The sequence below is a fragment of the Pseudomonas fluorescens genome (assembly GCF_004683905.1).
Lineage (GTDB): Bacteria > Pseudomonadota > Gammaproteobacteria > Pseudomonadales > Pseudomonadaceae > Aquipseudomonas > Aquipseudomonas putida_A.
In genome coordinates, this window is sequence record NZ_CP038438.1 from 1962679 (window position 1) to 1987496 (window position 24818).

Consider the following 24818-nt stretch of genomic DNA (forward strand, 5'->3'; position numbering starts at 1 on the left):
CTCGCCACAGGACTACAACCACCCCGACCTCTTGAAACTCGCCCACAAACTCACACACCCCACCGTAATAAACCCCAACACAGCGAAATAGCCGTAGTGCCAGCTCAGCTCCGGCATGTTCTGGAAGTTCATCCCGTAAATCCCCGCCACCGCCGTCGGGAATGCCAGAATCGCCGCCCACGCGGCAAACTTGCGTTGCACCACACTCTGCCGCGACGCTTCCAGCAACACACCGACCTCGATGGTCTGGCTGGCGATGTCCGCCAGCGTGGTCAGGTCTTCCATTTGCCGCGTGACGTGAATCTGCACATCGCGGAAGTACGGGCGCATGTTCTTGTCGATGAACGGAAAGCTCAGCTTCTGCAGCTCCTCGCCAATCTCCACCATCGGCGCTGCATAGCGGCGCAGGCGCAACACGTCGCGGCGCAGGCCGTGGAGTTTCTGAATGTCATGCTCGTTCAACGCACTGCACAGCACGTTGCGCTCCAGTTCATCGATCTCGGCATGAATCGCTTCGCCCACCGGCTGGTAGTTTTCGATGACGAAATCCAGCAGCGCATACAGGACGAAATCTTCGCCGTGCTCCAGCAACAGCGGCCGCGCCTCACAGCGTTGGCGGACATGCGCGTAGGACGCCGAGTGGCCGTTGCGGGCGGTGATGATGTAGCCCTTGCCGGCGAAGATGTGCGTTTCGATGAACTGCAAGATCCCATGTTCGCGGATCGGCGAGTAGGTGACGATAAACAAGGCGTCACCAAAGGTTTCCAGCTTCGGCCGGCTGTGTTTTTCCAGGGCGTCTTCAATGGCCAGTTCGTGCAGGTTGAACTGGCGCTGCAGATTGGCCAGCTCCTGAGCGTCCGGCTCTTCCAGGCCGATCCAGACAAAATGTCCGGTTTTTGCGGCCCAGGCGGCGCCTTCGTCAAGCGTGATATTAGTGACTTTCTTACCGGCGCTGTAAACCGCAGCAGCAACAACTCGACCCATGGTAGTGGTTCACTTCTTCTTGGCAGATGGCAGGGAATACAAGGCTTCAGCTTAGCTGTGTCGCTGCTTGAGAGTCAGTGAAATCTGTACAGTTCACCCGGCAAAAGAAAACCCGCACAAGGCGGGTTTTTTTACGCAGCCTGCAGCTGCTGATCCATCGCGGCGATGCATTCGCGCATCTGCTCGCGGCACTGGGACATGAGCATGGGCATGTCATCCATGGTCAGCCCGGCTGTAGGAATCGCCGGCAGCGAGCGTATGAGAATTTTCCCGCTGCGCCAGCGGTTCAGGCGCATGTGCTTGATGTAGCTGCTGACGCACACCGGCACGATCGGCACACCGGCGGCGATCGCCATCTGGAACGCGCCTTTCTTGAACGGCAGCAGTTCTTCACCGAGGTTGCGCGTGCCCTCCGGGAATACCCAGATCGACGTGTCTTCGTGCTGCAAGGTGTGGGTGGTGGTGAGCATCGACTTGCGCGCCTTGTGCGCGTTGCCACGATCAATCAACACGTTGCCCGCGAGCCAGAACAGTTGCCCGAACAGCGGCACCCATTTCAGGCTCTTCTTGCCGATGCATACGGTCCTGCGTGGCACCACGTTGCCGAACACGAACAGGTCGTAGTTGGACTGATGGTTGGCAACGATCACGCAGCTATCGGGCTTATTCATCAACGGACCGACGTCGGACTTCACCCGCAAACGCAGGATGCACATGGCCGGAAGGGCGTAGAGGCGGGCGCACAGTCGGCTGTTGTCCGGATTGAACGGTCGGCACAGCCCGAGGATCACCCCCAACACGCCGGCCAGAATAAAGTGCAGGCCCATCAATAACATACGAAACACAAACAGCATTTTCAGGCCCCACCGGGACAAAAGGTGGCGCAGTGTACGGATGTGCACTGTTTTCGGCAATTGCTGCTATAGAGTCCGGAGATAGGCGATGTTTGAGCGCATGTTTCCGAGTTGATTGTCAGACCCGAGCTAGAGCAGTCGACGCTCGATCAATCGAACGCGCAAGAAAAAGCCCGACACGACGGTCGGGCTATTCTTTGGCTCGGGAGCGCGGGCTTAGCCCAGATGTTCCTGATCCTGGATGATCGCGTTGTCGAGGGCTTCGAGCAGCGCCTTGCGCACTTTGAGCTTGGTGTTCTTGTGCGCGTTCATGTTGATCTTCTTCAACTGACGCGCCGCGGCCAGGGCTGCGCCTTGCAGCTCTTCGGCAGCCACCACCTTGTCGAGGAAACCGGCATCCACCGCGCTTTTCGGATCAAACATCTCGCCGTTGATCACCGAACGGTGGAACGCCGAACGACGCAGACGATCACGCGCCAGCTCGATGCCGGCGTGGTGCATGGTCATGCCGATCTGCACTTCGTTCAGACCGATGCTGAACGGGCCGTCGACACCGATGCGGTAGTCGGCGGACAGCAGCAGGAATGCACCTTTGGCCACGGCGTGGCCTGGGCAGGCAACGATCACCGGAAACGGGTGGGACAGCAGGCGACGGGCGAGTGTCGAACCCGCAGTCACCAGCGCCACGGCTTCTTTAGGCCCGGCGGTCATCACCTTCAAGTCATAGCCGCCCGACAGAATCCCCGGCTGACCGGTAATGATCACGATGGCACGATCAGTCTTCGCCTGATCCAGCGCCGCGTTGAACGCCGCAATCACGTCCGGGGAAATGGCATTGACCTTGCCGTTGTTCAAGGTCAGGGTCGCGATACCGTCTTCGAGGTGGTAGGCAATCAACTCACTCATGACGCTATTCCTTGTAAGAAAGATGGGCAGACGTTACCCACCGCCGTAGGCCAGGTAAAGCGCTGTGACTGACTCGCCGGTCACCGTTTCCGGCCGCGCCCGGCGTAGCACACCGTTCTGCTTCTATATAGAAGGGTGGCCGTCACCAGAGATTGGCCGGTTTGCCATCGCCTAGGGTGGGGCGAAACGCCTTTTTGTCTTAACCGCATGAAAATTCTGAAAAAAAGTTTGCCATCAGAAAAGCTTTCGACTACATTAGCGCGCCTCGACAGACAGAACATGTTTGAAGAGATACGGTGAAGTGTCCGAGTGGCTTAAGGAGCACGCCTGGAAAGTGTGTATACAGGAAACTGTATCGAGAGTTCGAATCTCTCCTTCACCGCCACATTCAATACGCAAAACCCCTGATTTCGAAAGAGATCAGGGGTTTTGTGGTTTCTGGCGTCTGGATTTTAATCCGCTGCGCCTGTCATGCGTGCAAGTGCTCGGCCTGATTTGCCATAGCGCATTACAATCGTCGCTTTATCCGTAGAAAAAAGGACTGTTCCCATGATCATCTCCACCACCCACGCCATCGAAGGCCGACAGATCACCGCGTACCTGGACATTGTCAGCGCGGAGTCGGTGCAGGGCGTCAACGTGATCCGTGACATGTTTGCCGGCATGCGCGATTTTTTCGGTGGGCGCTCGCAGACGCTGGAGCGTGCGTTGAAAGAGGCGCGGGTTCAGGCGACGGACGAGATCAAGGAACGGGCGCGGGCGTTGCAGGCGGATGCGGTGGTCGGGCTGGATTTCGAGATCAGCATGCCGGCGGGCAAGGGTGGCATGGTTGTGGTGTTCGCGACGGGTACGGCGGTCAAGTTGCGTTGATGCAGTCGCGGTGTTCAAGCGAGCCCATTCAGATGATGAATGGGCTTTTTGCTTTTCTGCTTTCGATCAGCCCTGTGGCTTGAGGATGACAAGCCCGTGGGCGTCATAGGTCAGGGGCGTATCGATTGCGACCATCGGCGGGGTGCCGGTGGAGGGCGTCGGATCGGCCGGCTGACTCGGGTGGTAGATAACGCCAGGGGTCAGAACCGGTTTGTCCGGGTAGGTGATGGTGATGTCGCCTGAAGCGAGCTTTTCCTTGAATTTTTCACCGGCGGCTTTGCCGGCAGCGATTTGTTCGTCCGTGAGTTTTACGACAGGCATTTCCGGGAATCCGTTGATTTTCATATTCTCTCCTTGAGATTCATTTGTATGAAAAAGGGCAACGGCCTGTGGTCGGGAATCTTTAGCGTTGTGAGATCAACGGTTGGTTCGGATGTTGAGCAGGTGTAGGCCATTCGTCGGGCATCGGTCTAACTGAACCACAAGTCCGGTAATGACCGGCTAGTCTCAAAAGCCTTGGAGGTCGATATTTTTTCAGGCAAAAGGGCTTTGCCGGTGTCGATCTATTGCAAAGGGGAGAGGCTATGACTGACCCGTATATCGAAGACGATGGAGCCGAATTTTCATTCAACAACTGTGTCCGTTGCGGCCAGACGGAGTACCAATCGGGCTTTGGCGAGGATCCGGTGCAGACCGGCAAGATCAAGTCCACGGCACCCAAGGGGCCGAAAGCCAAATTCCTTCCAAAGGTCTCGGCCCGCTCAAGAAAATAAAGTGAGACCGAACGACCCCGTCTATGAACGGGGTTTTTTATGCCTGCTGTTTATGAAAAGGAAATCTCCTACAAACTCTTGGACGGGGTTGGTGTTTTTCACAAACTTTTCACGTCCACGGACGTAGGGTGAAGCCATCCGTTAGAAAGCAAGTCTCCAGCCCGTCTCCCCAGCGGGCTTTTTTTTGCCTGCGATAAAACCTTTGGCGAAATCGCTGTCCAATCGGCGCCAAGTGCGCGGCGGCAGCTGATTTGTCTGGACTTCAGCGCGTCGGCAGCTTTCAATCTCGGCCCCTTTTGATCTCCCTATTTTTGAGGTTTTCGTCATGCGTCTAACATTGCCTGCTCTGGTTCTGGGGCTTCTGGTTGCTCAAGGTGCGGTCGCCGGTGAGGGTACTGCTGCACTCGGCGGCGGTCTGGGTGGCGCGCTGGGTAACGTGGTCGGCCAGAAGATGGGCGGCAGCACTGGCGCAGCGATTGGTGCCGGTGTTGCAGGCGCGGCGGGCAGTGCGATGGCTGCCGGCAAGGGCAGCCGCACCAAAGCGGCTATTGGTGGTGGTGTTGGCGCGGCCGGTGGTTCGGTGATCGGCAACAGCCTGGGCGGCCGGAATGGTGCAACCATTGGCGCCGGTCTTGGTGGCGCTGCGGGTGGTGCCGTCGGCGCTAACCTGTCCAAAGGTCACAAGCGTCACTGATATCGAACGTTTGTTTGTCAGAAAAAGCCCGGCTCGATGTCGGGCTTTTTCATGGCTGAACGTTTTCTCGAAAAGTGTCTCCAATCTGACATAGGCCCTATGGGCATACCCTCCCGATTCGGGAACTGTGAGGTTCAAATGCGCTTGTCATTGTCTGCACTGTTTTTCGGATTATTCATCGCTCAAGGTGCGATGGCCGCCGGAGATGGCAGCGCCGCCGTAGGTGGCGGTTTGGGCGGTGTACTCGGTAACGTGGTCGGTGGCCAGCTCGGTGGCAGCACTGGTGCCGCGGTTGGCGCAGGCGTCGGCGGTGCGGCGGGCAGCGCGGTCGGGGCGAATAAACACAATCGCACCGAAGCCGCCATTGGCGGTGGTCTCGGCGCTGCCGGCGGCTCGGTGGTCGGCAACAGCTTGGGCGGCTCCACCGGTTCGGCCATTGGTGCCGGTTTGGGCGGCGCAGCGGGTGGTGCGGTGGGCAACAACCTAGGTGACGACGGTGGCAGAGCTCATTCCGGTGGTGGTCACAAGCACAACAAGTACAAACATAAAAACCGTCATCACTGATTGAGTATTCGAAAACAAACCCGGCCTGGCGCCGGGTTTTTCGTTTCTGGCGGTCGGACACTGGAACGATTGGCTGTAAGGCTTTTCGAACGTTATACAACCCACCAGACGTAGAGGTTTGCCATGACGCCCGAAACCGAAGGCAAGGAAGAAAAAGGCCCGAGTGGTCTGCCGTTTATCAATGATCCGGGGAACGAGGATCCGGGGTCGCTGATGGATGATGCGACGGTGCCGTTGAATGATGCGGATGAGGCAGATATGGAGTATGAGGAGGATGAGGATGAGCAGTGAGGGGGAGTAAGGTGGATTGAAAATTTGGATTTGTTTTTAAGGGCCTGAGTGAACAGGCCCTTTTCGTGGTCATGTTTAATCGGTTTCTTTTGAGTCAGCCCATACATACAGGTTACTGAAGGCTGACATTTTTTTGATTTTTTTTAAATTAAGATATTCTTCCAGTTCTTTTTTAATGATTTTTTCATCGCAATATTTCCTATGTTTAGATGGTCTTTCGCGGGCAAAATTGTATAGGCGCCAAGTATCAAACCCATTAATTTCACCGTTTGGGCCATAGTCAAAATCTACGCTTCCTGTCGATAGATTGATGCGGCAGCCAACACCATGCAATTCATATTTAACGCCTCGAGTGACTCTTCCTCGTCGCTTTATTGTCTTGGTGTACCAGAGCCGTCGAATGTCACGAGTGCCAAATTTGCGCTCAAATATCAGCGTGCTGGACTCTACCATGGAGATAAAGTCATTTATCAGGATGTCCAAAGCTTCATTTTGATCGCTCATCTTCTTCTCCGGTGCTCCAACCTGTCCAGGCCCACATTGTTTGCTGATTCCAATACATCTTCAATACTTCTTAGAGCTCCGTTATACGTTTTTAGATCTGTTATGAGTTTGATTGTCACATTGGTCGAAGTTTGTCGTGCAGCTGCTGCGCGATGGTGTCCGTCCAAGATATATAGGTTGCCGTCATGTTCTATTACGGTGATGGGATCGGTTGGGCCGTATCCGTTGCGCATTTTATTTTTATAATCTTCGACTGTCCTGGTTGAGGTTTTTCCCTCTATTGTATGTACACGCTTCAAAGTTTTCGGATCTATATTGTGAGCAATGGTCGGTAGTTTCGGCTCACCCTCGTCAACCTTAGCCCCGCCAATCCCACCCGGCACCTCACAGCCTGGCTTATTCGGCGGCGGACAATTGGAGTTCAACCCCAACGGATCCACCCATCCCGTCGGATTCGGCACATACCGATACTGATTCAACCCACCCGCCAACTTGATGGGATCCGGCGTCAAATACCGCCCCAACCTCGGGTCGTAATACCGATGCCGGTTGTAATGCAGCCCGCTTTCCGCATCGAAATACTGCCCCTGAAAGCGCAGCGGCTGGTCCAGGTAGTCCTCGCCCGCGAGGGTGATCGCCGACACCTTGCCGTAGGCGTCGTATTGCGCTGACCAGACGATTTCGCCGCTGTAGTCGGTCAGTTCCTGCGGCGTGCCGAGGTGGTCGAGTTGGTAGTAGAACGGGCAGGCCTTTTTCGGACCTTTGCCGTCGAGCAGCGCCAGTGGGCGGAAGGTGCCGGGTTCGTAGACGTAGCTGCGGTGGTGGTTAGGGCCGCTTTCGGCGACGAGGTGGTCGCCTTGCCAGAAGAACTCGGTGGTCTGGCCGTCGACGGTTTTGCGAATGCGCCGGCCGAAGGCGTCGTATTGGTAGGTCGCGGTTTGGCCGTCGGCGCGGGTCAGGCCGATCAGGCGGTGTTGGCAGTCGTAGCGGTATTCGGTGACGAGTTGCTGGTCGCGGCCACGACGCTCGCGGATCAGGTTGCCGAAGGCGTCGTAGTCGTAATGGCGATCGCCCTGCATCAGCAGGCGGTTGCCCTTGATCCGCGTCGGGCCGGCGCGATCCTGCATCAGCAGGTTGCCGGCCGGGTCGTGGGCGAAGGATTCCGGCAGTTCGTCGCGCGAGTGACGCACGCGGATCAAGCGGTCGAGGGCGTCATAGCCATAGGTGCGCTGGCCATGGCGGCTGTCGGCGATGTGCTCGAGGTTGCCGTTGGCGCTGTAGGCATAATCCCGGCGATACAGCGAGTCGTGCTGATGGCCTACAGCGTGGGCCAGCAAACGTCCCTGATCGTCGTAGGCATAATCGCTGCGCAGCAGGCCTTGTTGGCGTTGTTGTTCGCGACCCGATTGATAGACGTGGCTGCTCAGCCGCGTGCCATTGAGGTCGATGGCGGTCAGCGCGCCGCCCTTGGCGTAGTGATAGTCGAGCTTGCTGTTGTCCGGCAGACGCTGGCGCTTGAGCTGGCCGCAGGCGTCGTAGACATACCGCAAGGTGCCCCAGCCCTGATGCTCGGTGATCAGCCGGTCCTGCCGGTCATATTCAAAGGCCAGTGGATGCTTTTGACCGTCATCGACCCCGGTCAAACGGCCCAGTCGGTCATAGGTGTAAGCCACCTCAACTCCGTCGGGCAGGGTTTTCAGCAGCAAGCGCCCGGCCGCATCACGCGCGTAGACGGTGACCAGCGTCGAGCCGTCATCGCCGAACTCGGTCTTTTCCAGCAGGTGCCCGTTGCGGTCGTAGGCGTAAGCGGTGCGCCGACCATCGAAGCCGGTTTCCTGTCGGATCAATCCGGTGGGCGTGTAGTCCAGGCGGTACTTTTCCCCGGACTCGTTCTCGATTTCCGTCAGCAGCAGTTGCGCATGGTCGTAGCGGTACTGCACCCGCGTGCCGTCGGGGTTGATCTTGCGCGAGACCAGATGCAGGTCGTCGTCATACTCGTAGCGGGTGATGCGCCCGAGTTCGTCGCGCTCGGCAGTGACTTGGCCGTAAGCGCCATAGCTGTAGGCGCGAGTGGCGCCTGTAGGAAATGTCGTTTGAACCAGTCGGCCAACCGCGTCCCACTGCTGGCGGGTGATCGCGCCGTGTTCGTCGCAAGTGGTCGTCCGTCGCCCCAGCGCGTCGTAGGAAAAGCGCCGCACACCACCGTCAGGCAGGGTTTCCTCGATCAGTTGCCCGAGGTCGTTCCACGACAACTTGTGCCGGCTGGTGTCCGGATAGCGGATCGACAGCAACTGCCCGCGCGTGTCGTAGTAGTAATGGGTGACCTGGCCGTCAGGATCGACCGCCTCGGTGACATCGCCCTCGGCGTTGCGCCGAAACGTCCACACCGCCTCGCCGCGAGAACGGCTGTGCAGGAAACCGTTGCGGTACTCGTAGGACGTTGGCTCATCGTCCGGCGGAAGCAGCGCGATCAGCCGTCCGACGTCGTCGTAACGGTATTCGGTGACCGCGCCCAGCGGATCCTGCTCGGCGATCAGCCGGCCCTGATCGTCATAAGCCTTGAGGTGCTCACCGCCATCGGCCGCGACCTTGCGCACCAGCCGTGCGCTGTCATCGTGGACGTAGGTTTCTTCGCTGCCATCGACGTAGTGCACCGCGACGCTGCCGTCATCGGCCCAGACGTAACGGGTGTCCATCTGCGCGAACGACGCCCAGTGCCGCACGCAGCGCGCCGCCTTGCCCGAGCGCTCCCACTCCCAGAAAAAGCTCGCGCCGCCGGTCAGTTGCCGCTGCAGGATGACGTGCTGATCGTCGTAGTCGTAACGCTCGCTGTCACCGACCGCATTGGTCGCGGCCAACAACCGCTGACGCGCGTCGTAGCAATAACTGACCAGCGTTTGCTCGGTGCGCCAGCCATCAGCCTCAAGCACCTGGTAATCAACCGCGACCAGATGCGCCCGGTCATAGCGCAACAGCAGCGAGCGACCCGCGCCATTGTCCAGGCGGACAATCCGCTGCTGATGATCGCGAGAAACGATCAGACGATTGCCATACGCATCACTGACCGCCACCAGCCGCCCGGCACGAAAGTGATAAAACCGCGCTGTATCCCCGGCCAGCGCGAGGATCAGTTCCTCTGGCTCATCGCCGAGAAAAATCGCCGCCCGCGACAGGCTGTTGTGAATCGCCGGGCGCTCAACGCTGGGCAACGGAAACCGCGTGCGGCGGTTCTCGTGATCGACCCAGACCACCGCCTCGCCATCAAACTCCAGCCGATGCGCCAGCGAATGACTCCAGCCAAACCCCAGCCCGACATCGATCTCCACCGCGCTGGTGCGGTACAACCGGGTGAACTCGAACGGCAGCAAACCATCGAGCGTGCCATCGGTCAGGGTCAGCAGCTCTTCGCCGGTGACCATCGACACCGGGCAACCGTTGGTACAGGTCAGCGGCGCGCAATCGGCGCTGTCGCCGTTGGGGTTTTTAGCCTGGTTCGAAGCATCGTCGCGGGGTTCGTGACGCTCCATCCGGGTGGTGTTCCGCGACTTTTCCCGCGCCATCGGCGCCGGATTCGGAACACTCAGCACGACCGAGTCGGCCTGGCGAATGTTCAGAGGGATCGCTGGTGTCGGCTTCAAAGACACATTGCGTGCATTGACCATCAATGGCTTCAACGCGCCCGCGTGCTTGCTCAGATCCGCAGTGGAGGTCAGTTCGCTCAGGCGCAAGGCCGATGCGGCCAGCCATTGCCGCGCCCGGGGCGACTTGATCTTGCTCAGCACCTTGCTGCTCAGTCGCACGGGCACGCCAACGCCGCCGGAAACGCGCATCAGCAGAAAACTGATCAACAACTCGACCCGGACTTCGGCCACTACTTCTGCCAGATACTGCGGCGGCAGCATCTTCAGCCAACTGGTGAACGCTGCCAGATGGATAAACAGCAACGGCTCGTCACTAAGGATCAGCAAGCCATTGGCGATAGCCTCGCTGGAGGCGTCGAGTAGCGCTTGCAGCTCGACATCGCTCAGGTACTGCAGGAGTTTTTCGCTGTTGGCCTGCAGGTCGGCGAGCAGGGCAAACAGCTGTTTAACGTCATCCCAGATGTCGTGCAGGGCTTTCTCGAAACCGCGCCAGTCGGCCTGTTGCAACTGCTGGTAACGATCAGCCAAACCGGCGCCGGAAAACTCCGCCCACAGCGGCTGAAACCCGTCCCACTCCTGGCGAAGCCAGACCTCCATCCCGTCCAGAATCTCTTCATAGGAGGCGTACAGCGCTTGGATATGGTCGGTGGAAACATCAGGAAAGAAGGTGATGCGGTAACGCTGGCCCCGGTCGCAGTCGCTGACTTCCAGAATGCCGCTCGGGCCGATGGTATGGCGCAGTGGTTCACCGAAACTCAATACCCCGTCGATTTCGCCGATCACCGGTTCCAGCATCACCGGGGTATCGCCGATCGGTACGAACCGCGCCGCCTCGAACAGGTGCACCAAGGTCAACGGGCCGCTGGCGGGGCACATGACCACCAAGGTCTGGATCGGCTGGCGGGATTTAACGGGCGCGCTTAGACGGACGTGGTCACCGACCTTGAACACCTGCTCGACATCCAGCGCGGTTCCCGTCCAGAGCTGCTCGGCCCAGGCCTCGTAGTTGTTCAGGCACAGGCGGAACTCGCGGATCAGCGTTTCGAAGTCCGGGTGTTGCGGGTTCAGGGCGGCAACCACCAGCAGGCCGATGCTGTTGTTCAGGGCCAGGAGCCGATCGGTTTGGAACATTCGCAAGCACTCGCGCACATGAAAGAGGTGCGCGGACTTTGCGGGGGATCAACATGGAAAGAAGTCGGGAAAGTAGGCGTTATCTGTAGGGCATTTCGCTAAATGTCAGCGAGTCATTCCACCGCCCGTAAACATTGCCCGTTGCTCAATGTCCGCTGGCCTCGCTATGCTGCTGAACCCATTAATCAGATCCGCGTAGCGGCGCCGTTTGGGCCGCCCGGGATGTTTTTGATAACGGATCCGATGATGAATGCACCGATGAAGACGTTTGGCCCGATCAAGGCCGTGATTTTCGACATGGACGGTTTGCTGCTGGACACCGAAGGCATCTACACCGAGGTCACCTCGCTCATCGCCGAGCGTTACGGGCGGACCTTCGACTGGAGCATCAAACAGAACATCATCGGTCGCGGGGCCAATGATCTGGCGAACTACGTGGTGCAGGCGCTGGATCTGCCGATCAGCGCCGAAGAGTTTCTGCTGATCCGCGAACCACTGATGCGTGAACGCTTTCCCAAGGCCCAGGCCATGCCGGGCGCGGAGGAGCTGATTCGTCACCTCAAGGCGCACAACATTCCGATCGCCGTGGGCACCAGTTCGTCGCGGCAGTCGTTCGGCCAGAAAACCACCTTGCACCGCGACTGGTTTGCCCTGTTCGATTTCATCGTCACCGCCGACGACCCGGAAGTTGGCGCAGCAAAACCGGCGCCGGACATCTTTCTCACCGCCGCCCGGCGTCTGGGTGTAGCGCCTGAAGACTGTCTGGTCTTCGAGGATTCGCCGTTTGGCGTCACCGCCGCGAAAGCGGCGGGAATGACTGCCATTGCGATTCCCGACGCGGCCATGGCCGATGAAAAATACGCGCATGCCGACGGGATTCTGCGCACGCTCAAGGCGTTCACCCCGAGTGCCTGCGGTTTGCCGGCGCTGGAATGGGCTTGATCAGCCAATAAGCGCCGATAAAAAAACGCCGCCCTCTGTAAGGAGGCGCGGCGTTTTTTGTATCCGGGATTCAGCGCAATCAGGCGCCAAAACCACCGTCGATGGTCAGGCTGGCACCGGTGATGTAACCGGCTTCCGGGCCGACCAGATAAGCGACGAAACCGGCGATTTCATCGGCGGTGCCGTAACGACCGACGGCCATCAGCGGGATCAGGCTCTCGGCGAAATCGCCATGGGCCGGGTTCATGTCAGTGTCGACCGGGCCGGGCTGCACGTTGTTGATGGTGATGCCGCGCGGGCCCAGATCACGGGCCAGGCCTTTGGTCAGGCCGACCAGTGCCGATTTGCTCATCGCGTACACCCCGCCACCGCCGAAGGGCATGCGGTCGGCGTTGGTGCTGCCGATGTTGACGATGCGCGAGCCTTCGCCCATGTGTCTGGCGGCTTCCTGAGACGCGATGAACACGCTGCGCACGTTGATCGCCAGGGTCTGGTCGAAGTCTTCCAGTTTGAAGTCTTCCAGCGGCGCGATGGCCAGGACGCCGGCGTTGTTCACCAGAATATCCAGGCGGCCAAAGGCTTCGACGGTGGCGCTGACAGCATTGCGGATTGCGGCTTCATCGGCGCTGTCGGCCTTGATCGCCAAGGCTTTGCCGCCGCTGGCGGTGATGCTGTTCTGCAACTCTTCGGCCTTGGCGGTGGAGCTGACGTAGGTGAATGCGACAGCGGCGCCTTCGGCGGCCAGGCGTTTGACGATGGCGGCGCCGATACCACGGGAACCGCCTTGAATCAGAGCGACTTTGCCGCTGAGGTGTTGAGTGGTCATGTTCGATCTCCAGAAAATTCAAGGCGGGGTGCCTTGTTGTTGGAGCCGAGTATCGGCCTCGCATCGACAACCGTGTAGACCATGATTGCTATAGTCTGTGTAAACCAGAAGTTTATAGTGGCGATCATGGAAACTTTCAGCAGCATCGAATGCTTCGTGCGCAGCGCCGAAGTCGGCAGCTTTGCCGAAGCCGCCCGGCGCTTGAGCCTGACCCCGGCCGCCGTCGGCAAGAGTGTGGCGAAGCTCGAGGTGCGGCTCGGTGTACGGCTGTTCCAGCGTAGTACACGCAGCCTGACCCTGACCGAGGCCGGCCAGCTGTTTTTGAGTCAGGTCAGTGGCAGTTTGACGACGATTCAGAATGCGGTGGCCAATCTGGCGAGTGTGGAGGGGCTGCCGGCGGGGACGTTGAAAGTCAGCATGGGCACGGTATTCGGGCGCTTGTACATCGTGCCATTGCTGCAAGAATTTTTACGTCGGTTTCCGGCGATCAACCCTGACTGGCATTTTGATAACCGTCAGGTCGATTTGATTGGGCAGGGTTTCGATGCGGCGATTGGCGGCGGCTTTGAATTGCCCCAAGGCGTGGTCGCACGCAGATTGGCACCCGCGCATCGTGTGTTGGTCGCATCTGCTGACTATCTGCAAAGGCACGAAGCGATCGCCGAACCTGATGACCTGCAACGTCACGATGGCATCCTGATTCGTTCGCCGCAGACCGGTCGAGTGCGCTCCTGGCAGTTGATCAGTGGCCGCAGTCAGCTCTGTCAGCCCTTGACCCTCAAGACGCGAATGACCATGAGCGACTCCGAAGCCGCCTGCGCTACGGCAGCACAAGGGCTGGGCATCGCGCTGGTCAGCATGCCGTTTGCCGTGGGTTACCTCGAGGCCGGCACATTGCAACGCGTGCTGCCGGACTGGTACATCGATGACGGCAACATTTCGATCTATTACGCCGAGCATAAATTGTTGCCGGGCAAGACTCGGGCGTTTGTCGATTTTGTGATTGAGCAGTTTGCAGAGCGAGGGTTGGCTCGGCGGTTCAGTGCTTTCTGAGCAAGACGTGGCACCGAGTTGACCCATTCGCGAGCAAGCCCGCTCCCACATTGGATTTGTGAACGCCACAGATCCAATGTGGGAGCGGGCTTGCTCGCGAAGGATACGACTCGGTATTCGTCTGTGAACTCAGCGAGCAAACCGCTCCGCCCAGCCAATGATCTGCTTCGGCCGTGGCGTCGCGTAAGTCCGCACCTTGGACGTCGACAACCCCAGCCGCACCAGCGATTCAGCAATGGTCACCGCCGCCGTCACGCCATCCACCACCGGCACCCCGGTGCGGCGACGAATCTGTTCATCCAGCCCGGCCATGCCGCCGCAGCCCAAGCAAATCACCTCGGCCTTGTCCTGAGTCACCGCCAGTTCCGCTTGTTGCACGATGGCTTCCAGTGCGCGCTGTGGTTCGTGCTCCAGCTCCAGCACCGCAAGACCACTGGCCCGCACCGAGGCACAGCGATCCCACAGGCCCGAGAGTTTCAGCCGGTCCTCGATCAGCGGCACGGTGCGATCCAGCGTGGTCACCACCGAATAGGCGTGACCGAGAAACATCGCGGTACTGGCGGCGGCGTCGGTGATGTCCACTACCGGCACGTTGAGCAGTTCCTGCAAACCTTCGCGACCGTGTTCGCCGTAACCGGCCTGAATCACCGCGTCGAACGGTTGGTCGTAGGACATCACCCGGTCCATCACGGCGATGGCCGCCAGGTAACTTTCGAAATTGCCTTCCACCGAGTCGGCGCCGAAGAACGGCGTGAGGCCGACGATCTCCGTACCGGGAGACGCGACGGCCTGCGCCGAGCGGGCGATGGCCTGGGTGATGGATTCGGTGGTGTTGACGTTGACCACAAGAATACGCATGGGAAGTCCTTATTGCGGGCAGTTCAGCGGCCCAAACCCGGGCCGCAAGGAAGTTAATGGCTGACGTTGTCGACGGCGATCGATTCGCCGCTGACGTCGGCGTAGTGCGGCTGACGTTTGGCGATGATCAGGTAGAGCATCGCGGCAATGCCGGCGCCCACCAGCCAGGAGAACGGCGAGATGCTGTGGAAGCCCGGCACCAGCGCCAGGACAATGGCGATCAGCGCTGCCGGAATGAACGCCGCCACCGCGCGGAAATTCACTCCGTGGCTGTAGTAATAAGCGCCGTTGGGATCTTCGCTGTACAACTGCGGGACGTTGATCCTGCCTTTGCGGATCAGCCAGTAGTCGACCATGATCACCCCGTACAGCGGGCCGAGCAGGGCGCCGAGACCTGAGAGGAAATACACGATCACCAGCGGGCTGTTGTAGAGGTTCCACGGCAGGATCAGCACGGCGATGGTCGCGCTGATCAGCCCGGCGCGGCGGAAGGTCAGGTACTTCGGCGCCAGGTTGCTGAGGACGAACGCCGGGGCGACGAAGTTGGCCATGATGTTCACCGCCACGGTGACGATCAGGAACGCCAGGCAACCCAGTACCAGGAAAAACGTGTTGGGGATCGAAGCGATGATTTCGGTCGGGCTTTCGATGATCCGCCCGTTGATCTGAAATTGCGCACCGCAGAGCAGGACGGTGATGGCGGCGAATACCAGTATGTTCACCGGCAGGCCCCAGAAATTGCCGACCTTGATGGTCTTGCGGCACGGCGAAGAACGCGCAAAGTCACAGAAATTCAGGATCAGCGTGCCGTAGATCGCCAGCCACAAGGCGCCGCCGGCAAAGATGTTGCGCCACATTTCGCCACCGCTCAGCGGTTCGCGGATCGACCAGGCAATGGTCGCGTTGGCCTGGGTGTACATCCACGCGGCGAGGGCGGCGACGGTCAGCAGAATCACCGGGCCGGCAAAAGCCTCGTAACGGCGAACCATTTCCATGCCGTAGGCGAGAATCGCCAGCTGCACGAACCAGATCGCTACGAAGCACACCCAGCCCAGCGTCGACAGGCCGAGAATCGAGTTGTGGTCGTAATCGGCGAAACCGGGGTGAATCGCCGTCAGCAGCACGCGAAACACTACCGACGCCAGATACGTCTGAATCCCGAACCAGGCGATGGCGATCACCGCGCGAATCAACGCCGGAATCTGCGCGCCGTGGATGCCGAAACTGATCCGGCTGATCACCGGAAACGGCACCCCGGTTTTCTGCCCCATGTAGCCGGACAGGTTCATGAAGAAGTACACCAGAGCGGCGCCGATCCCCAGCGACAGCAGAATCTGCCAGCCGCCCAGGCCCAACGCATACAGACCGATGGCGAACGAGTAGTTGGCGATGTTGTGCACATCGTTGGTCCACAGGGCGAAGATGCTGTATTTGCCCCAGCGCCGACCTTCGGCCCGGGTCGGTGCCAGGTCGCGGTTGTGCAGGCGCGGGCTGAGTTGTAACGGTTCGGCCAGACCCGTGTCGGGTATTGGCTGGTCGAGGGCAGAGGCGGGCAGATTCAGCGCGATGTTGTTGGAGAGACTTGTACGCATTCCGGCAGGCTCCTGATGGGCGGGGCCGCGATGACTGTGCATGAGCTCAGTGCTCGACAAATCTTCGTCGCGGCCAGCAAACATCACTGGTTATGGGGCATCTGCAGCCTGTACGGGATAGGGCGCTTCAGGCTTGCGGATCGAAAGTGTGGATTGATGTTTTGCAGTTTTGTATACAAAACATGTATGCACCAAAGCCAGATCTGTGCCAATCAGCGATCTATGCAGCGCTCTGCTCATTTCGAAAAGTTATCGATGAGCGCTAAGTGTTTGAAAATAATTGGTTATAAATTGACCGATTGAACAGGTATTTATTTTTTGCGGGGGATTTTGCGGAGGTGGCAGAGCGCAGGGGAATTCAGCAGGGATGTAACTTTTCAGGGCGTAAAAGCAAAAAGTGCACACATAAATGGCACCGATGGTGACATTCGTGTGTACACATTTTTTTTCATGGCACCACGAAGCAAATGTGGGAGCGGGCTTGCTCGCGAAGGCATCTTCCCAGTCAACAAATTCGCTGACTGACAGACCGCTTTCGCGAGCAAGCCCGCTCCCACAGGGGGAGACATCATTGGGGCGAGATTTACGCCTTGCTGATGATATTCCCCGCATGCAGCCCGCACTCTTTCTGCGTCGCTTCTTCCCACCACCAGCGGCCTTCGCGCTCGTGCTGGTTCGGCAGCACCGGGCGGGTGCACGGTTCGCAGCCGATGCTGATGAAGCCGCGTTCATGCAGGCTGTTGTACGGCAGTTCGAGCATGCGGATGTAACCCCAGATCTCTTCGCTGGTCATCTGCGCCAGCGGGTTGAACTTGTACAGGGTGCGTTCGGGCGTGGAGAACGCGGTGTCGATCTCCAGCACCGCCACGGCGCTGCGGGTGCCCGGGCTCTGGTCGCGGCGCTGGCCGGTGGCCCAGGCTTTGACGCCGGACAGTTTGCGCCGCAGCGGTTCGATCTTGCGGATGCCGCAGCATTCGCCATGGCCGTCCTTATAGAAGCTGAACAGGCCTTTTTCCTTCACGAACGGTTCCAGCTTCGTGTAGTCCGGCGACACCAGTTCGATATCGATCTTGTAGTGCTCGCGCACCTGATCGATGAAGCGATAGGTTTCCGGATGCAGGCGGCCGGTGTCGAGGCTGAACACCTTGACGTTCTTGTTCAGCTTCCAGGCCATGTCCACCAGCACCACATCCTCGGCACCACTGAAAGATATCCACAGCTCGTCACCGAACTCGGCGAACGCGAGTTTCAGGATGTCTTGGGCGGATTTGTTGGCATAGGTCGTGGCGAGTTCCACGACATCGAACGTTGGGCTCATCAGGGCGGCTTCCTACAGGTCGGTGGCGCTGGGCGCTCTATATGGCGGCGATGGTAACAAAAAGCGGCGGAGTAGGGTGTGCCCGCTGCGTTGCGCGGTGGCGGGGGAGTCGCTAGAGTTCGGGCTCGCTCGACTCAATAATCACTACAAACGGGAGTGTCTTGTGGAAATTGCTTGCCTGGATCTTGAAGGGGTACTGGTGCCGGAAATCTGGATCGCCTTCGCCGAAAAAACCGGAATCGAATCCCTCAAGGCCACCACCCGGGACATTCCCGATTACGACGTGCTGATGCAGCAGCGCCTGCGCATCCTCGACGAGCACGGCCTGAAGCTCTCGGACATCCAGGAAGTGATCGCCACCCTCAAGCCGCTGGACGGCGCGGTGGAGTTCGTCGACTGGCTGCGCGAGCGCTTTCAGGTGGTGATTCTCTCGGACACTTTCTACGAATTCTCCCAGCCGCTGATGCGGCAACTGGGCTTCCCGACCTTGCTCTGCCATCGCCTGATCACGGACGACAGCGGGCGAGTGACCAGCTATCAATTGCGTCAGAAAGATCCCAAGCGTCAGTCGGTGCTGGCGTTCAAAAGCCTGTACTACCGGGTAATTGCGGCGGGAGATTCGTATAACGACACGAGCATGCTGGGCGAGGCGGACGCGGGGATTCTGTTTCATGCGCCGGACAACGTGATTCGCGAGTTCCCGCAGTTTCCGGCGGTGCATACGTTTGTCGAGTTGAAGCAGGAATTCCTCAAAGCCTCAAACCGGGATTTGAGTTTGTAATTACAACATTGTGGCGAGGGAGCTTGCTCCCGCTCGGCTGCGCAGCAGTCGTAAGATTTTGGGGAGCGCTTCGCACTCCAGCGGGAGCAAGCTCCCTCGCCACAAAAAGTTATAGGTTTTGCAGGGTATCGAGGAGGATTCTGACCTTGGTAATCGACTCCTGATACTCCGCCTGCCAGTCCGAATCGGCCACGATCCCGCCACCACCCCAGCAGCACACCTGCCCATCCTTGACCAACAGACTGCGAATCGCGATGGAACTGTCCATCTCGCCGCGTACGTCCAGGTACAGCAACGAACCGCAATACAAACCGCGCCGGGTCGGTTCCAGTTCGTCGATGATCTGCATCGCACGGATCTTCGGTGCGCCGGTGATCGAGCCGCCGGGGAAGCTGCCAGCAATCAGATCCAGCGCATCGCGATCCTCGGCCAGTTCACCGGTCACGCTGCTGACCAGGTGATGCACATTCGGATAGCTTTCCAGGCTGAACAGCTCTGGCACTCGCACCGAACCAATCCGGCAGGTGCGGCCGAGGTCGTTGCGCAGCAGGTCGACGATCATCAGGTTTTCCGCGCGATCCTTGGGGCTGGCCAGCAGTTGGGCGGCGTTGGCGGCGTCTTCGGCCGGCGTCAGGCCACGCGGGCGGGTGCCCTTGATCGGGCGGGTTTCCACTTGGCGTTGGCTGACTTTGACGAAGCGCTCGGGCGACAGGCTCAACACTGCGTCGCCGTCGGGCAGGCTCTGGAAACCGGAAAACGGCGTCGGGCAGGCCTCGCGCAACGCGCAATAGGCCAGCCACGGATCGCCCTGACACGGTGCGCGGAAACGCTGGGCGAAGTTGACCTGATAGCAGTCGCCGGCCTGGATGTATTGATGAATGCGTTCCAGCGCCTGGCGATAGTCATCGGCCGACAGGTCGGCGGTCATCGGCGTGTCCAGCTTGAACGGCGTCAGCGGCGCTGAAGTCGGTTGGCTGAACAGCGCGATCAGCCGTTGCCGCTCGCTGTCGGCCAGTGACGGGTGAAATATCAGTTGGCTGGTGGCGGTCTGGTGGTCGCTGATCAGCGCCCAGTCGTACAGGCCGAACCGCGCGTCGGGCAGTTGCAGATCATCCCGGGCCTGGCTCGGCAGGTGTTCCAGATGCCGGCCAAAGTCGTAGCTCAGATAGCCGATCAGGCCGCCGGCGAATGGCAGGTCATATTCGCCAGGCAGCTGCGCCTCGCCCAGACGGCTCAGATTATCGCGCAGGCGTTGCAGGAAAACGCTGCCGCTTTCGTCGGGCAACACCGCCAGTTGTTCCAGCGGCCAGGCGCTGAGCAGGTCAAAACGGCCACGGTCGGCACTCGGCCGGCCGCTGTCGAGCAGCACGGCGCCGGGCGCATGGCGGATGGCCGCGAAGTAGTCGGCGGGGTTGGCGCGGTAGGGCAGCGGGTGTACGGAACAGGTCAACATGGGCGGGGCAGATCGGCCATTGAGGCGGGGTGGGGATTGTAGTCCTCTCGGCTGCCAGATCAAAATCAAAAGCTACCCCCTCACCCCAGCCCTCTCCCCCAAGGGGGCGAGGGGGAAAGGGGGCGGATCTTCATGCTTTTCAAGTTCTGAGTTCGACTCGAACTTGCAGGTCGATGTACTTCGAGCATCCAACACGGTCAGTCCCCTCTCCCTCCGGGAGTGTATGTACCGGAGACATGGTGGACACATGTTCGGAGACATGGTGGACGGTTTTAGATCTTCTTACCTGCTGTGACAATCTGCAAGTTCAAGTCGATTTTGGCTATACGATGTTTACCCCAGTAGACATCGTGGATGCCATCCTCCGTCGTTTCCCGGATAGCTACTGACCTCCCGTGAAAAGCCTTTCCGACTGTGTATTCACGGTTTCCCCAGTAGATCTCGCCCTTCACCTGAACCTTCCTGATCACATCGCCATCGTTGTACTCCGGCGCCGCGGGTTGCTCCTGATATTCCCGTGGACTACTGCTGTAGCGGGCCGCAGGAACCTGCATGTCCAGCGCCTGATGCGGGCGCTTCTGGTTGTAAATATCACGCCAGCTATCAAACGCTCGTTGCGCGCCATCGAGATCGATGAACAACTGGCCTTGCAGAACTTCGCTTTTAAGGCTGCGGTGAAAGCGCTCCAGCTTTCCTTGGGTCTGCGGATGATAAGGTCGGGAGTGGCCGACCTTGATGCCTTGGCTCATCAGCCAGATCTCCAGTGCGGTATAAACACCTGTCTGGTCACCCCAAGGCGAACCGTTGTCCATCGTCATGCGCAAAGGCAGGCCGTAGCGCCGAAAGGTCCGGATTAGATGCTCCTGAACGGTTTGGCGCTGCTCGTTCGCGCACGCAGCGATGCACAGCGAAAACCGTGAATGATCGTCCAGTATCGTCAACGGATGGCAACGGCCCTGGCCCAAGCTGATATGGCCCTTGAAGTCCATCTGCCAAAGATCATTGGGAGCTTCATGCTCGAACCGGATAAATGGCTTGATCTCAGCGGCCTTTGGATCAACGCGCGAGTGACGCTTTAAAACCGCATGCACGGTGCTGACAGAAGGCATCACTGCGCCGTTGTCTTCCAACACGCGCTTGAGCTTGCGAGCGCCCCAAGCCGCGTACTCCTGACTCACGGTCAGAATCTGCTGCTCAACCTCATCAACACAGCGTTTGGGTGACGTTTTCGGTCGCCGAGACTGGTTGATCAATCCCTCAACACCTGAGGCTTCAAACCTGTTTAGCCATTTGTAAGCAGTGCTTGGACTGATATTGAATCGACGGCAAAGCAGCCGAATATTGGCCCCCTCTTGCCGAGCCAAAAACACGAATTCCGAGCGAAGTTGCACGGTGGACACCTCTTCCCAAGACACAGGTCATCTCCTTGGCGATGAGCAATGTGTCTATTAAAAAGTGTCCACCATGTCTCCGAACACCTGTCCACCATGTCTCCGGTACATACAGGGAGAGGGCTAGGGTGAGGGGCTCTTCAGCTTTTCAGCTTCAGCCCTCGACCGCCGGAATATGCCCAAACATCTCCTGAGTAAACGCCACCCGTTCTTCAACTGACTCCGTCACCCCACGCGCCTTCAGGTCTTCCAGATGCGCCTCGACCGCATGCGTACGCAGGGTCAGCCCGCAATCGTTGGCAATCTGGATATTCAGCCCCGGTCGCGCATTCAGCTCGAGAATCAGCGGGCCTTTCTCCTGATCCAGCACCATGTCCACGCCGATGTAGCCCAGGCCGCACAGCTCATAACAGCCGGCGGCGAGTTTCATGAAACCGTCCCAGTAGGGCAGTTGCACGCCGTCCACCGCGTTGGTGGTGTCGGGGTGTTTGTTGATGATGTTGTTCAGCCAGGTGCCGCGCAGGGTCAGGCCGGTGGCGAGGTCGACGCCGACGCCGATGGCGCCCTGGTGCAGGTTGGCCTTGCCGCCGGACTGACGGGTCGGCAAACGCAGCATGGCCATCACCGGATAGCCCATCAGCACGATGATGCGGATGTCCGGCACGCCTTCGTAGCTGATGCTCTTGAAGATCTGATCCGGGGTCACCCGGTATTCGATCAGTGCGCGGTCGCGGTGACCGCCCAGCGAATACAGGCCGGTGAGGATGCTCGAGATGTGGTGTTCGAGTTCTTCATGGGCAAGGATCTTGCCCGAGACCGTGCGATAGCGGCCCTCGAAGCGGTCGGCGATGACGATGATGCCGTCACCGCCGGCGCCCTGGGCGGGCTTGATCACGAAGTCGTTGTGCCCGCCGATGATCGCGTCGAGCTTGTCGATTTCCTTCTCCGTGGAGATCACGCCGTACAGCTCCGGCACATGAATGCCGGCAGCGATGGCGCGCTCCTTGGTGATGATCTTGTCATCGACGATCGGGTACAGGCTGCGCTTGTTGTATTTGAGCACGTAGTCGGCGTTACGCCGATTGATGCCCATGATGCCCCGCGCCTCCAGCGCCTTCCAGGTCTTCCAGAAACCGAACATCAGGCGTCAGCCTTCTTCAGGAAAGCCTTGAAGCGCACCAGTTCGGTCAGGCGATAACCGCGATAACGCCCCATCGCCAGCATGAAACCGACCAGAATCAGCAGGATCGCCGGGAAGGTGAACACGAAGTACACCAGCTCCGGCACGGTCATGATCAGGTGTGCCAGCGAGGCGGCGAACAGGGTGCCGATCGCCACTTTCATGGCATGGCTGGCGCCACGTTCTTCCCAGGTGATCGACAGGCGTTCGATGGTCATGGTCAGAATCACCATCGGGAACAGCGCCACCGACAAACCGCGCTCCAGGCCGAGTTTATGGCTGAACAGACTGATGGCGGCAATCAGCACCACCACGAAGGTCAACACTACCGACAGGCGCGGCAGCATCTGCAGCTTCAAATGTTCCAGATACGAGCGTAATGACAGGCCCAGCGCGGTGATTACGGTAAACAGCAGGATGCCGAAGCCCAGTTGCGTTTCGCGGAAGGCCAGGGCGATCAGTACCGGGGTGAACGTGCCGAGGGTCTGCAGGCCGATCAGGTTGCGCAGGATCAGGATCACCAGCACGCCGATCGGGATCATCACCATGATCATGAACGTTTGCTGGGTCTGCAGCGGCAGGCCATACAGCGAGTATTCGAGGAAGTTGGCGTCGGTGTTTTCGTCAGTCAGCTTGGCCAGACGAATCGCGTTCATCTCGCTGTTGTTCAGGCTGAAGGTCACGTTGGCTTTCTTCGCGCCCTCGATGGTGATCAGGTTTTCATCACCGGTCCACCACAGCAGGCGGTCGGTCGGCAGGCCTTGTTCGCCGGTTTCCGGGTTGAAGTACAGCCAGTCGTTGCCGTTGAAACTGCGCAGCCACAGTTCCGGGGTTTGCGGTTGATCGGCGACGAGGCGGATGGTGTGGACTTTTTCCACCGGCACGTGAGCGATGGACAGCAGCAGTTCGACGATCTTCGCCTTGTGCGGTGTCGACGGGTCGCCGGCCAGCAGCAGTTTGACGTTGTCATCGTTGGCGTTGTTGACGCGTTTGATCGCTTCGCCGATGAAGGTTTCGACGTCGGCCGAGTGCTGGCGGATCGGCGCGAGCAGGGCTTCGGCGGCGATTTTTTCCGGGCCTTCGATGGCGATGCTGTCGCGGAAGGTCGGGCCTTTGATCTTGGATTTTTCCGCGGTGTAGCGCTTGGTCAGCACCAGACGGTAATAAAGGGTCTGGTTGCCCTTGGCCCGGCGCGCCGACCAGGTGACCTTGCGGTTGCCGTCGACACGGTTGACCGCCACGCCGTAATTATTGGAGATAAAGCTTTCGTTGAGGCTGACGTAATCGCGGCTCAGGGGCGGCACGAACATCTGGACCTTCACCGGGTCCTTGGTGCTGGCGACGAACTCGACTTTGGCGTCGATGTTCCACAAGTCGTCGGTAGCGTCTTCGGTCACCGGGATGCCGAGCACGAAAATCTGATAGGCCGTAACCGAAACGCCCAGGAGCACCAGAATGGTGATCAGGATTTTCAGGTGGAAGGTTAGAGAACGCATGGAAATTACTCGGCGGTATGAGCGGCGATGGTGCAGGCAGGTTTGCCGGCAGCGTATTTAAGACTGGGGTCGACCAGCGCGTCGAAGCGTTTCAGCGCTTCGGAGCCGATCAAAAGCGGGTATTGGAACGCACTTCGGTCGGTCAGGTTCACTTCGATGCTGCGCAACGCCGTGCCCATGCAGATATCCAGCTCGATCACCGGGCGCGCGGTGTACTTTTTACCTTCTTCCGGGTCGTAGTCGCCGGCGCGGCGTTTGATCTTGCTGACCCGGGCCAGCGGCCGCTCGATCGGGTGCGAATGCGCCGCGTCGATCGCCAGGTAGAAACGCACCCAGGACTCGCCGTTGCGTTTGAAGCGTTTGATGTCGCGGGCACTCAGTGAGGCGGTCTTGGCGCCAGTGTCGAGTTTGGCCGCGACTTGCAGATTGATGCCGTCAAGCGATGCGTATTCGTTGAGGCCGTACACGGTTTTTTCCCCCGCCGCGGCGAGGCCGGGCAGGCAAAACAGCGCAAAAAATGTGGGGAAGGGCTTGAGTCTCATAAATCCTGGTGCGCAGCGTTCCGTTTTCGGTTCAGGTGCCTGGCAATACTGCGCAAGTTCCTTCGTGTGCCTATCAGCTTTTTATGACAAGCCGTACAAATGGCCAGCAAATGCGGGCGGCATTCTAGCACGGTGGTTTTATGGCGCCAGCGCCCGCACCGGTCTATAACCCTT

Annotated in this window: 23 protein-coding genes and 1 tRNA gene; 9 read left to right on the top strand and 15 right to left on the bottom strand. The window is 59.3% G+C overall.

What is annotated here, in order from left to right; all coding sequences use genetic code 11:
• Positions 1 to 12 precede the first annotated feature (12 nt).
• The 3 genes from E4T63_RS08990 to E4T63_RS09000 all read right to left on the bottom strand — a co-directional run bounded on the left by E4T63_RS08990 (position 13) and on the right by E4T63_RS09000 (position 2744).
• The gene (locus tag E4T63_RS08990; RefSeq protein WP_134785832.1) at positions 13 to 984 is read right to left on the bottom strand and encodes a magnesium and cobalt transport protein CorA; all 972 of its coding nucleotides are present in this window, start codon (positions 982 to 984) and stop codon (positions 13 to 15) included.
• 131 nt (positions 985 to 1115) lie between these two features.
• On the bottom strand, positions 1116 to 1838 hold the full coding sequence (locus E4T63_RS08995) for a 1-acylglycerol-3-phosphate O-acyltransferase (RefSeq protein WP_135295286.1): 723 nt from the start codon (positions 1836 to 1838) through the stop codon (positions 1116 to 1118).
• A gap of 216 nt (positions 1839 to 2054) precedes the next feature.
• Positions 2055 to 2744 carry a crotonase/enoyl-CoA hydratase family protein gene (locus tag E4T63_RS09000; RefSeq protein ID WP_064586733.1) on the bottom strand — a complete coding sequence of 230 codons (690 nt, stop codon included), beginning with the start codon at positions 2742 to 2744 and terminating at the stop codon, positions 2055 to 2057.
• 295 nt (positions 2745 to 3039) lie between these two features.
• Between E4T63_RS09000 and E4T63_RS09005 the strand changes: the two genes are divergently transcribed.
• Together E4T63_RS09005 and E4T63_RS09010 are read left to right on the top strand one after the other, a co-directional pair.
• Positions 3040 to 3129 (top strand) — tRNA-Ser (locus E4T63_RS09005).
• Between the two features lie 164 nt (positions 3130 to 3293).
• On the top strand, positions 3294 to 3614 hold the full coding sequence (locus tag E4T63_RS09010; RefSeq protein WP_027613311.1) for a YbjQ family protein: 321 nt from the start codon (positions 3294 to 3296) through the stop codon (positions 3612 to 3614).
• A 66-nt stretch (positions 3615 to 3680) separates the two neighbouring features.
• Here E4T63_RS09010 and E4T63_RS09015 read toward each other — a convergent pair whose 3' ends face one another.
• Positions 3681 to 3959, bottom strand: a complete 279-nt coding sequence (locus E4T63_RS09015; RefSeq protein ID WP_027613310.1) for a hypothetical protein — start codon at positions 3957 to 3959, stop codon at positions 3681 to 3683.
• Positions 3960 to 4198: 239 nt separating this feature from the next.
• On the opposite strand from E4T63_RS09015, the gene E4T63_RS09020 reads away from it, so the two are divergent.
• The 4 genes from E4T63_RS09020 (at position 4199) to E4T63_RS28495 (ending at position 5936) form a co-directional block, all read left to right on the top strand.
• Positions 4199 to 4387 carry a hypothetical protein gene (locus E4T63_RS09020; RefSeq protein WP_007960727.1) on the top strand — a complete coding sequence of 63 codons (189 nt, stop codon included), beginning with the start codon at positions 4199 to 4201 and terminating at the stop codon, positions 4385 to 4387.
• A gap of 325 nt (positions 4388 to 4712) precedes the next feature.
• On the top strand, positions 4713 to 5081 hold the full coding sequence (locus tag E4T63_RS09025) for a glycine zipper domain-containing protein (RefSeq protein ID WP_007960728.1): 369 nt from the start codon (positions 4713 to 4715) through the stop codon (positions 5079 to 5081).
• Positions 5082 to 5219: 138 nt separating this feature from the next.
• Entirely contained in the window at positions 5220 to 5645 is a 426-nt protein-coding gene (locus E4T63_RS09030) for a YMGG-like glycine zipper-containing protein (RefSeq protein ID WP_027613308.1), read from the top strand.
• Positions 5646 to 5768: 123 nt separating this feature from the next.
• Entirely contained in the window at positions 5769 to 5936 is a 168-nt protein-coding gene (locus E4T63_RS28495; protein ID WP_003223252.1) for a hypothetical protein, read from the top strand.
• 75 nt (positions 5937 to 6011) lie between these two features.
• Here the strand turns inward: E4T63_RS28495 and E4T63_RS09035 are convergent, their stop codons facing one another.
• Together E4T63_RS09035 and E4T63_RS28845 are read right to left on the bottom strand one after the other, a co-directional pair.
• Complete coding sequence (locus E4T63_RS09035; protein WP_096797772.1) at positions 6012 to 6440, bottom strand: DUF6896 domain-containing protein; 429 nt, start codon at positions 6438 to 6440, stop codon at positions 6012 to 6014.
• Positions 6437 to 11212 carry an RHS repeat-associated core domain-containing protein gene (locus E4T63_RS28845; protein WP_135295287.1) on the bottom strand — a complete coding sequence of 1592 codons (4776 nt, stop codon included), beginning with the start codon at positions 11210 to 11212 and terminating at the stop codon, positions 6437 to 6439. The genes E4T63_RS09035 and E4T63_RS28845 overlap by 4 nt, the downstream gene beginning before the upstream one ends.
• Positions 11213 to 11458: 246 nt before the next feature.
• Between E4T63_RS28845 and E4T63_RS09045 the strand changes: the two genes are divergently transcribed.
• Positions 11459 to 12154 carry an HAD-IA family hydrolase gene (locus E4T63_RS09045; RefSeq protein WP_134785837.1) on the top strand — a complete coding sequence of 232 codons (696 nt, stop codon included), beginning with the start codon at positions 11459 to 11461 and terminating at the stop codon, positions 12152 to 12154.
• Positions 12155 to 12233: 79 nt separating this feature from the next.
• On the opposite strand, the gene E4T63_RS09050 is transcribed toward E4T63_RS09045, so the two are convergent.
• Positions 12234 to 12980, bottom strand: a complete 747-nt coding sequence (locus E4T63_RS09050; RefSeq protein WP_134785838.1) for a 3-oxoacyl-ACP reductase family protein — start codon at positions 12978 to 12980, stop codon at positions 12234 to 12236.
• A 126-nt stretch (positions 12981 to 13106) separates the two neighbouring features.
• Between E4T63_RS09050 and E4T63_RS09055 the strand changes: the two genes are divergently transcribed.
• Entirely contained in the window at positions 13107 to 14033 is a 927-nt protein-coding gene (locus E4T63_RS09055) for a LysR family transcriptional regulator (RefSeq protein WP_135295288.1), read from the top strand.
• Positions 14034 to 14162: 129 nt separating this feature from the next.
• Here the strand turns inward: E4T63_RS09055 and E4T63_RS09060 are convergent, their stop codons facing one another.
• From E4T63_RS09060 to E4T63_RS09070, 3 genes are all read right to left on the bottom strand, one after another.
• On the bottom strand, positions 14163 to 14891 hold the full coding sequence (locus tag E4T63_RS09060; protein ID WP_027613303.1) for an aspartate/glutamate racemase family protein: 729 nt from the start codon (positions 14889 to 14891) through the stop codon (positions 14163 to 14165).
• Positions 14892 to 14944: 53 nt separating this feature from the next.
• Complete coding sequence (locus tag E4T63_RS09065; RefSeq protein ID WP_135295289.1) at positions 14945 to 16483, bottom strand: NCS1 family nucleobase:cation symporter-1; 1539 nt, start codon at positions 16481 to 16483, stop codon at positions 14945 to 14947.
• Positions 16484 to 17066: 583 nt separating this feature from the next.
• Entirely contained in the window at positions 17067 to 17801 is a 735-nt protein-coding gene (locus E4T63_RS09070) for a phosphoadenylyl-sulfate reductase (protein WP_003223260.1), read from the bottom strand.
• A 163-nt stretch (positions 17802 to 17964) separates the two neighbouring features.
• On the opposite strand from E4T63_RS09070, the gene thrH reads away from it, so the two are divergent.
• Positions 17965 to 18582: a bifunctional phosphoserine phosphatase/homoserine phosphotransferase ThrH gene (gene thrH / locus E4T63_RS09075; protein ID WP_098967943.1), complete on the top strand. Its 618-nt coding sequence runs from the start codon at positions 17965 to 17967 to the stop codon at positions 18580 to 18582.
• 109 nt (positions 18583 to 18691) lie between these two features.
• On the opposite strand, the gene pabB is transcribed toward thrH, so the two are convergent.
• The 5 genes from pabB to E4T63_RS09100 all read right to left on the bottom strand — a co-directional run bounded on the left by pabB (position 18692) and on the right by E4T63_RS09100 (position 24644).
• Positions 18692 to 20035, bottom strand: a complete 1344-nt coding sequence (gene pabB / locus E4T63_RS09080) for an aminodeoxychorismate synthase component I (RefSeq protein ID WP_135295290.1) — start codon at positions 20033 to 20035, stop codon at positions 18692 to 18694.
• 272 nt (positions 20036 to 20307) lie between these two features.
• Positions 20308 to 21450, bottom strand: coding sequence for an IS481 family transposase (locus E4T63_RS09085; protein WP_135295291.1), 1143 nt, complete (start codon positions 21448 to 21450; stop codon positions 20308 to 20310).
• A 130-nt stretch (positions 21451 to 21580) separates the two neighbouring features.
• Positions 21581 to 22567, bottom strand: coding sequence for an alpha-L-glutamate ligase-like protein (locus E4T63_RS09090; RefSeq protein WP_135295292.1), 987 nt, complete (start codon positions 22565 to 22567; stop codon positions 21581 to 21583).
• Positions 22567 to 24102 carry an inactive transglutaminase family protein gene (locus E4T63_RS09095; RefSeq protein WP_007960894.1) on the bottom strand — a complete coding sequence of 512 codons (1536 nt, stop codon included), beginning with the start codon at positions 24100 to 24102 and terminating at the stop codon, positions 22567 to 22569. The genes E4T63_RS09090 and E4T63_RS09095 overlap by 1 nt, the downstream gene beginning before the upstream one ends.
• A 5-nt stretch (positions 24103 to 24107) precedes the next feature.
• A complete protein-coding gene (locus E4T63_RS09100; RefSeq protein ID WP_025110318.1) occupies positions 24108 to 24644 on the bottom strand; it encodes an ATP-dependent zinc protease family protein in 537 nt (178 codons plus the stop codon).
• Positions 24645 to 24818 lie beyond the last annotated feature (174 nt).

Bases quoted from the DNA above. Each gene is read 5' to 3' on its own strand.
- E4T63_RS09050 (WP_134785838.1), bottom strand. From the start codon at position 12,980: ATGACCACTCAACACCTCAGCGGCAAAGTCGCTCTGATTCAAGGCGGT.
- E4T63_RS09065 (WP_135295289.1), bottom strand. From the start codon at position 16,483: ATGCGTACAAGTCTCTCCAACAACATCGCGCTGAATCTGCCCGCCTCT.
- E4T63_RS09035 (WP_096797772.1), bottom strand. From the start codon at position 6,440: ATGAGCGATCAAAATGAAGCTTTGGACATCCTGATAAATGACTTTATC.
- E4T63_RS09025 (WP_007960728.1), top strand. From the start codon at position 4,713: ATGCGTCTAACATTGCCTGCTCTGGTTCTGGGGCTTCTGGTTGCTCAA.
- E4T63_RS08990 (WP_134785832.1), bottom strand. From the start codon at position 984: ATGGGTCGAGTTGTTGCTGCTGCGGTTTACAGCGCCGGTAAGAAAGTC.
- E4T63_RS08995 (WP_135295286.1), bottom strand. From the start codon at position 1,838: ATGCTGTTTGTGTTTCGTATGTTATTGATGGGCCTGCACTTTATTCTG.
- E4T63_RS09020 (WP_007960727.1), top strand. From the start codon at position 4,199: ATGACTGACCCGTATATCGAAGACGATGGAGCCGAATTTTCATTCAAC.
- E4T63_RS09010 (WP_027613311.1), top strand. From the start codon at position 3,294: ATGATCATCTCCACCACCCACGCCATCGAAGGCCGACAGATCACCGCG.
- E4T63_RS09070 (WP_003223260.1), bottom strand. From the start codon at position 17,801: ATGAGCCCAACGTTCGATGTCGTGGAACTCGCCACGACCTATGCCAAC.
- E4T63_RS09030 (WP_027613308.1), top strand. From the start codon at position 5,220: ATGCGCTTGTCATTGTCTGCACTGTTTTTCGGATTATTCATCGCTCAA.
- E4T63_RS28495 (WP_003223252.1), top strand. From the start codon at position 5,769: ATGACGCCCGAAACCGAAGGCAAGGAAGAAAAAGGCCCGAGTGGTCTG.
- pabB (WP_135295290.1), bottom strand. From the start codon at position 20,035: ATGTTGACCTGTTCCGTACACCCGCTGCCCTACCGCGCCAACCCCGCC.
- E4T63_RS09090 (WP_135295292.1), bottom strand. From the start codon at position 22,567: ATGTTCGGTTTCTGGAAGACCTGGAAGGCGCTGGAGGCGCGGGGCATC.
- E4T63_RS09000 (WP_064586733.1), bottom strand. From the start codon at position 2,744: ATGAGTGAGTTGATTGCCTACCACCTCGAAGACGGTATCGCGACCCTG.
- E4T63_RS09095 (WP_007960894.1), bottom strand. From the start codon at position 24,102: ATGCGTTCTCTAACCTTCCACCTGAAAATCCTGATCACCATTCTGGTG.
- E4T63_RS09060 (WP_027613303.1), bottom strand. From the start codon at position 14,891: ATGCGTATTCTTGTGGTCAACGTCAACACCACCGAATCCATCACCCAG.
- E4T63_RS28845 (WP_135295287.1), bottom strand. From the start codon at position 11,212: ATGTTCCAAACCGATCGGCTCCTGGCCCTGAACAACAGCATCGGCCTG.
- E4T63_RS09100 (WP_025110318.1), bottom strand. From the start codon at position 24,644: ATGAGACTCAAGCCCTTCCCCACATTTTTTGCGCTGTTTTGCCTGCCC.
- E4T63_RS09055 (WP_135295288.1), top strand. From the start codon at position 13,107: ATGGAAACTTTCAGCAGCATCGAATGCTTCGTGCGCAGCGCCGAAGTC.
- E4T63_RS09045 (WP_134785837.1), top strand. From the start codon at position 11,459: ATGAATGCACCGATGAAGACGTTTGGCCCGATCAAGGCCGTGATTTTC.
- E4T63_RS09015 (WP_027613310.1), bottom strand. From the start codon at position 3,959: ATGAAAATCAACGGATTCCCGGAAATGCCTGTCGTAAAACTCACGGAC.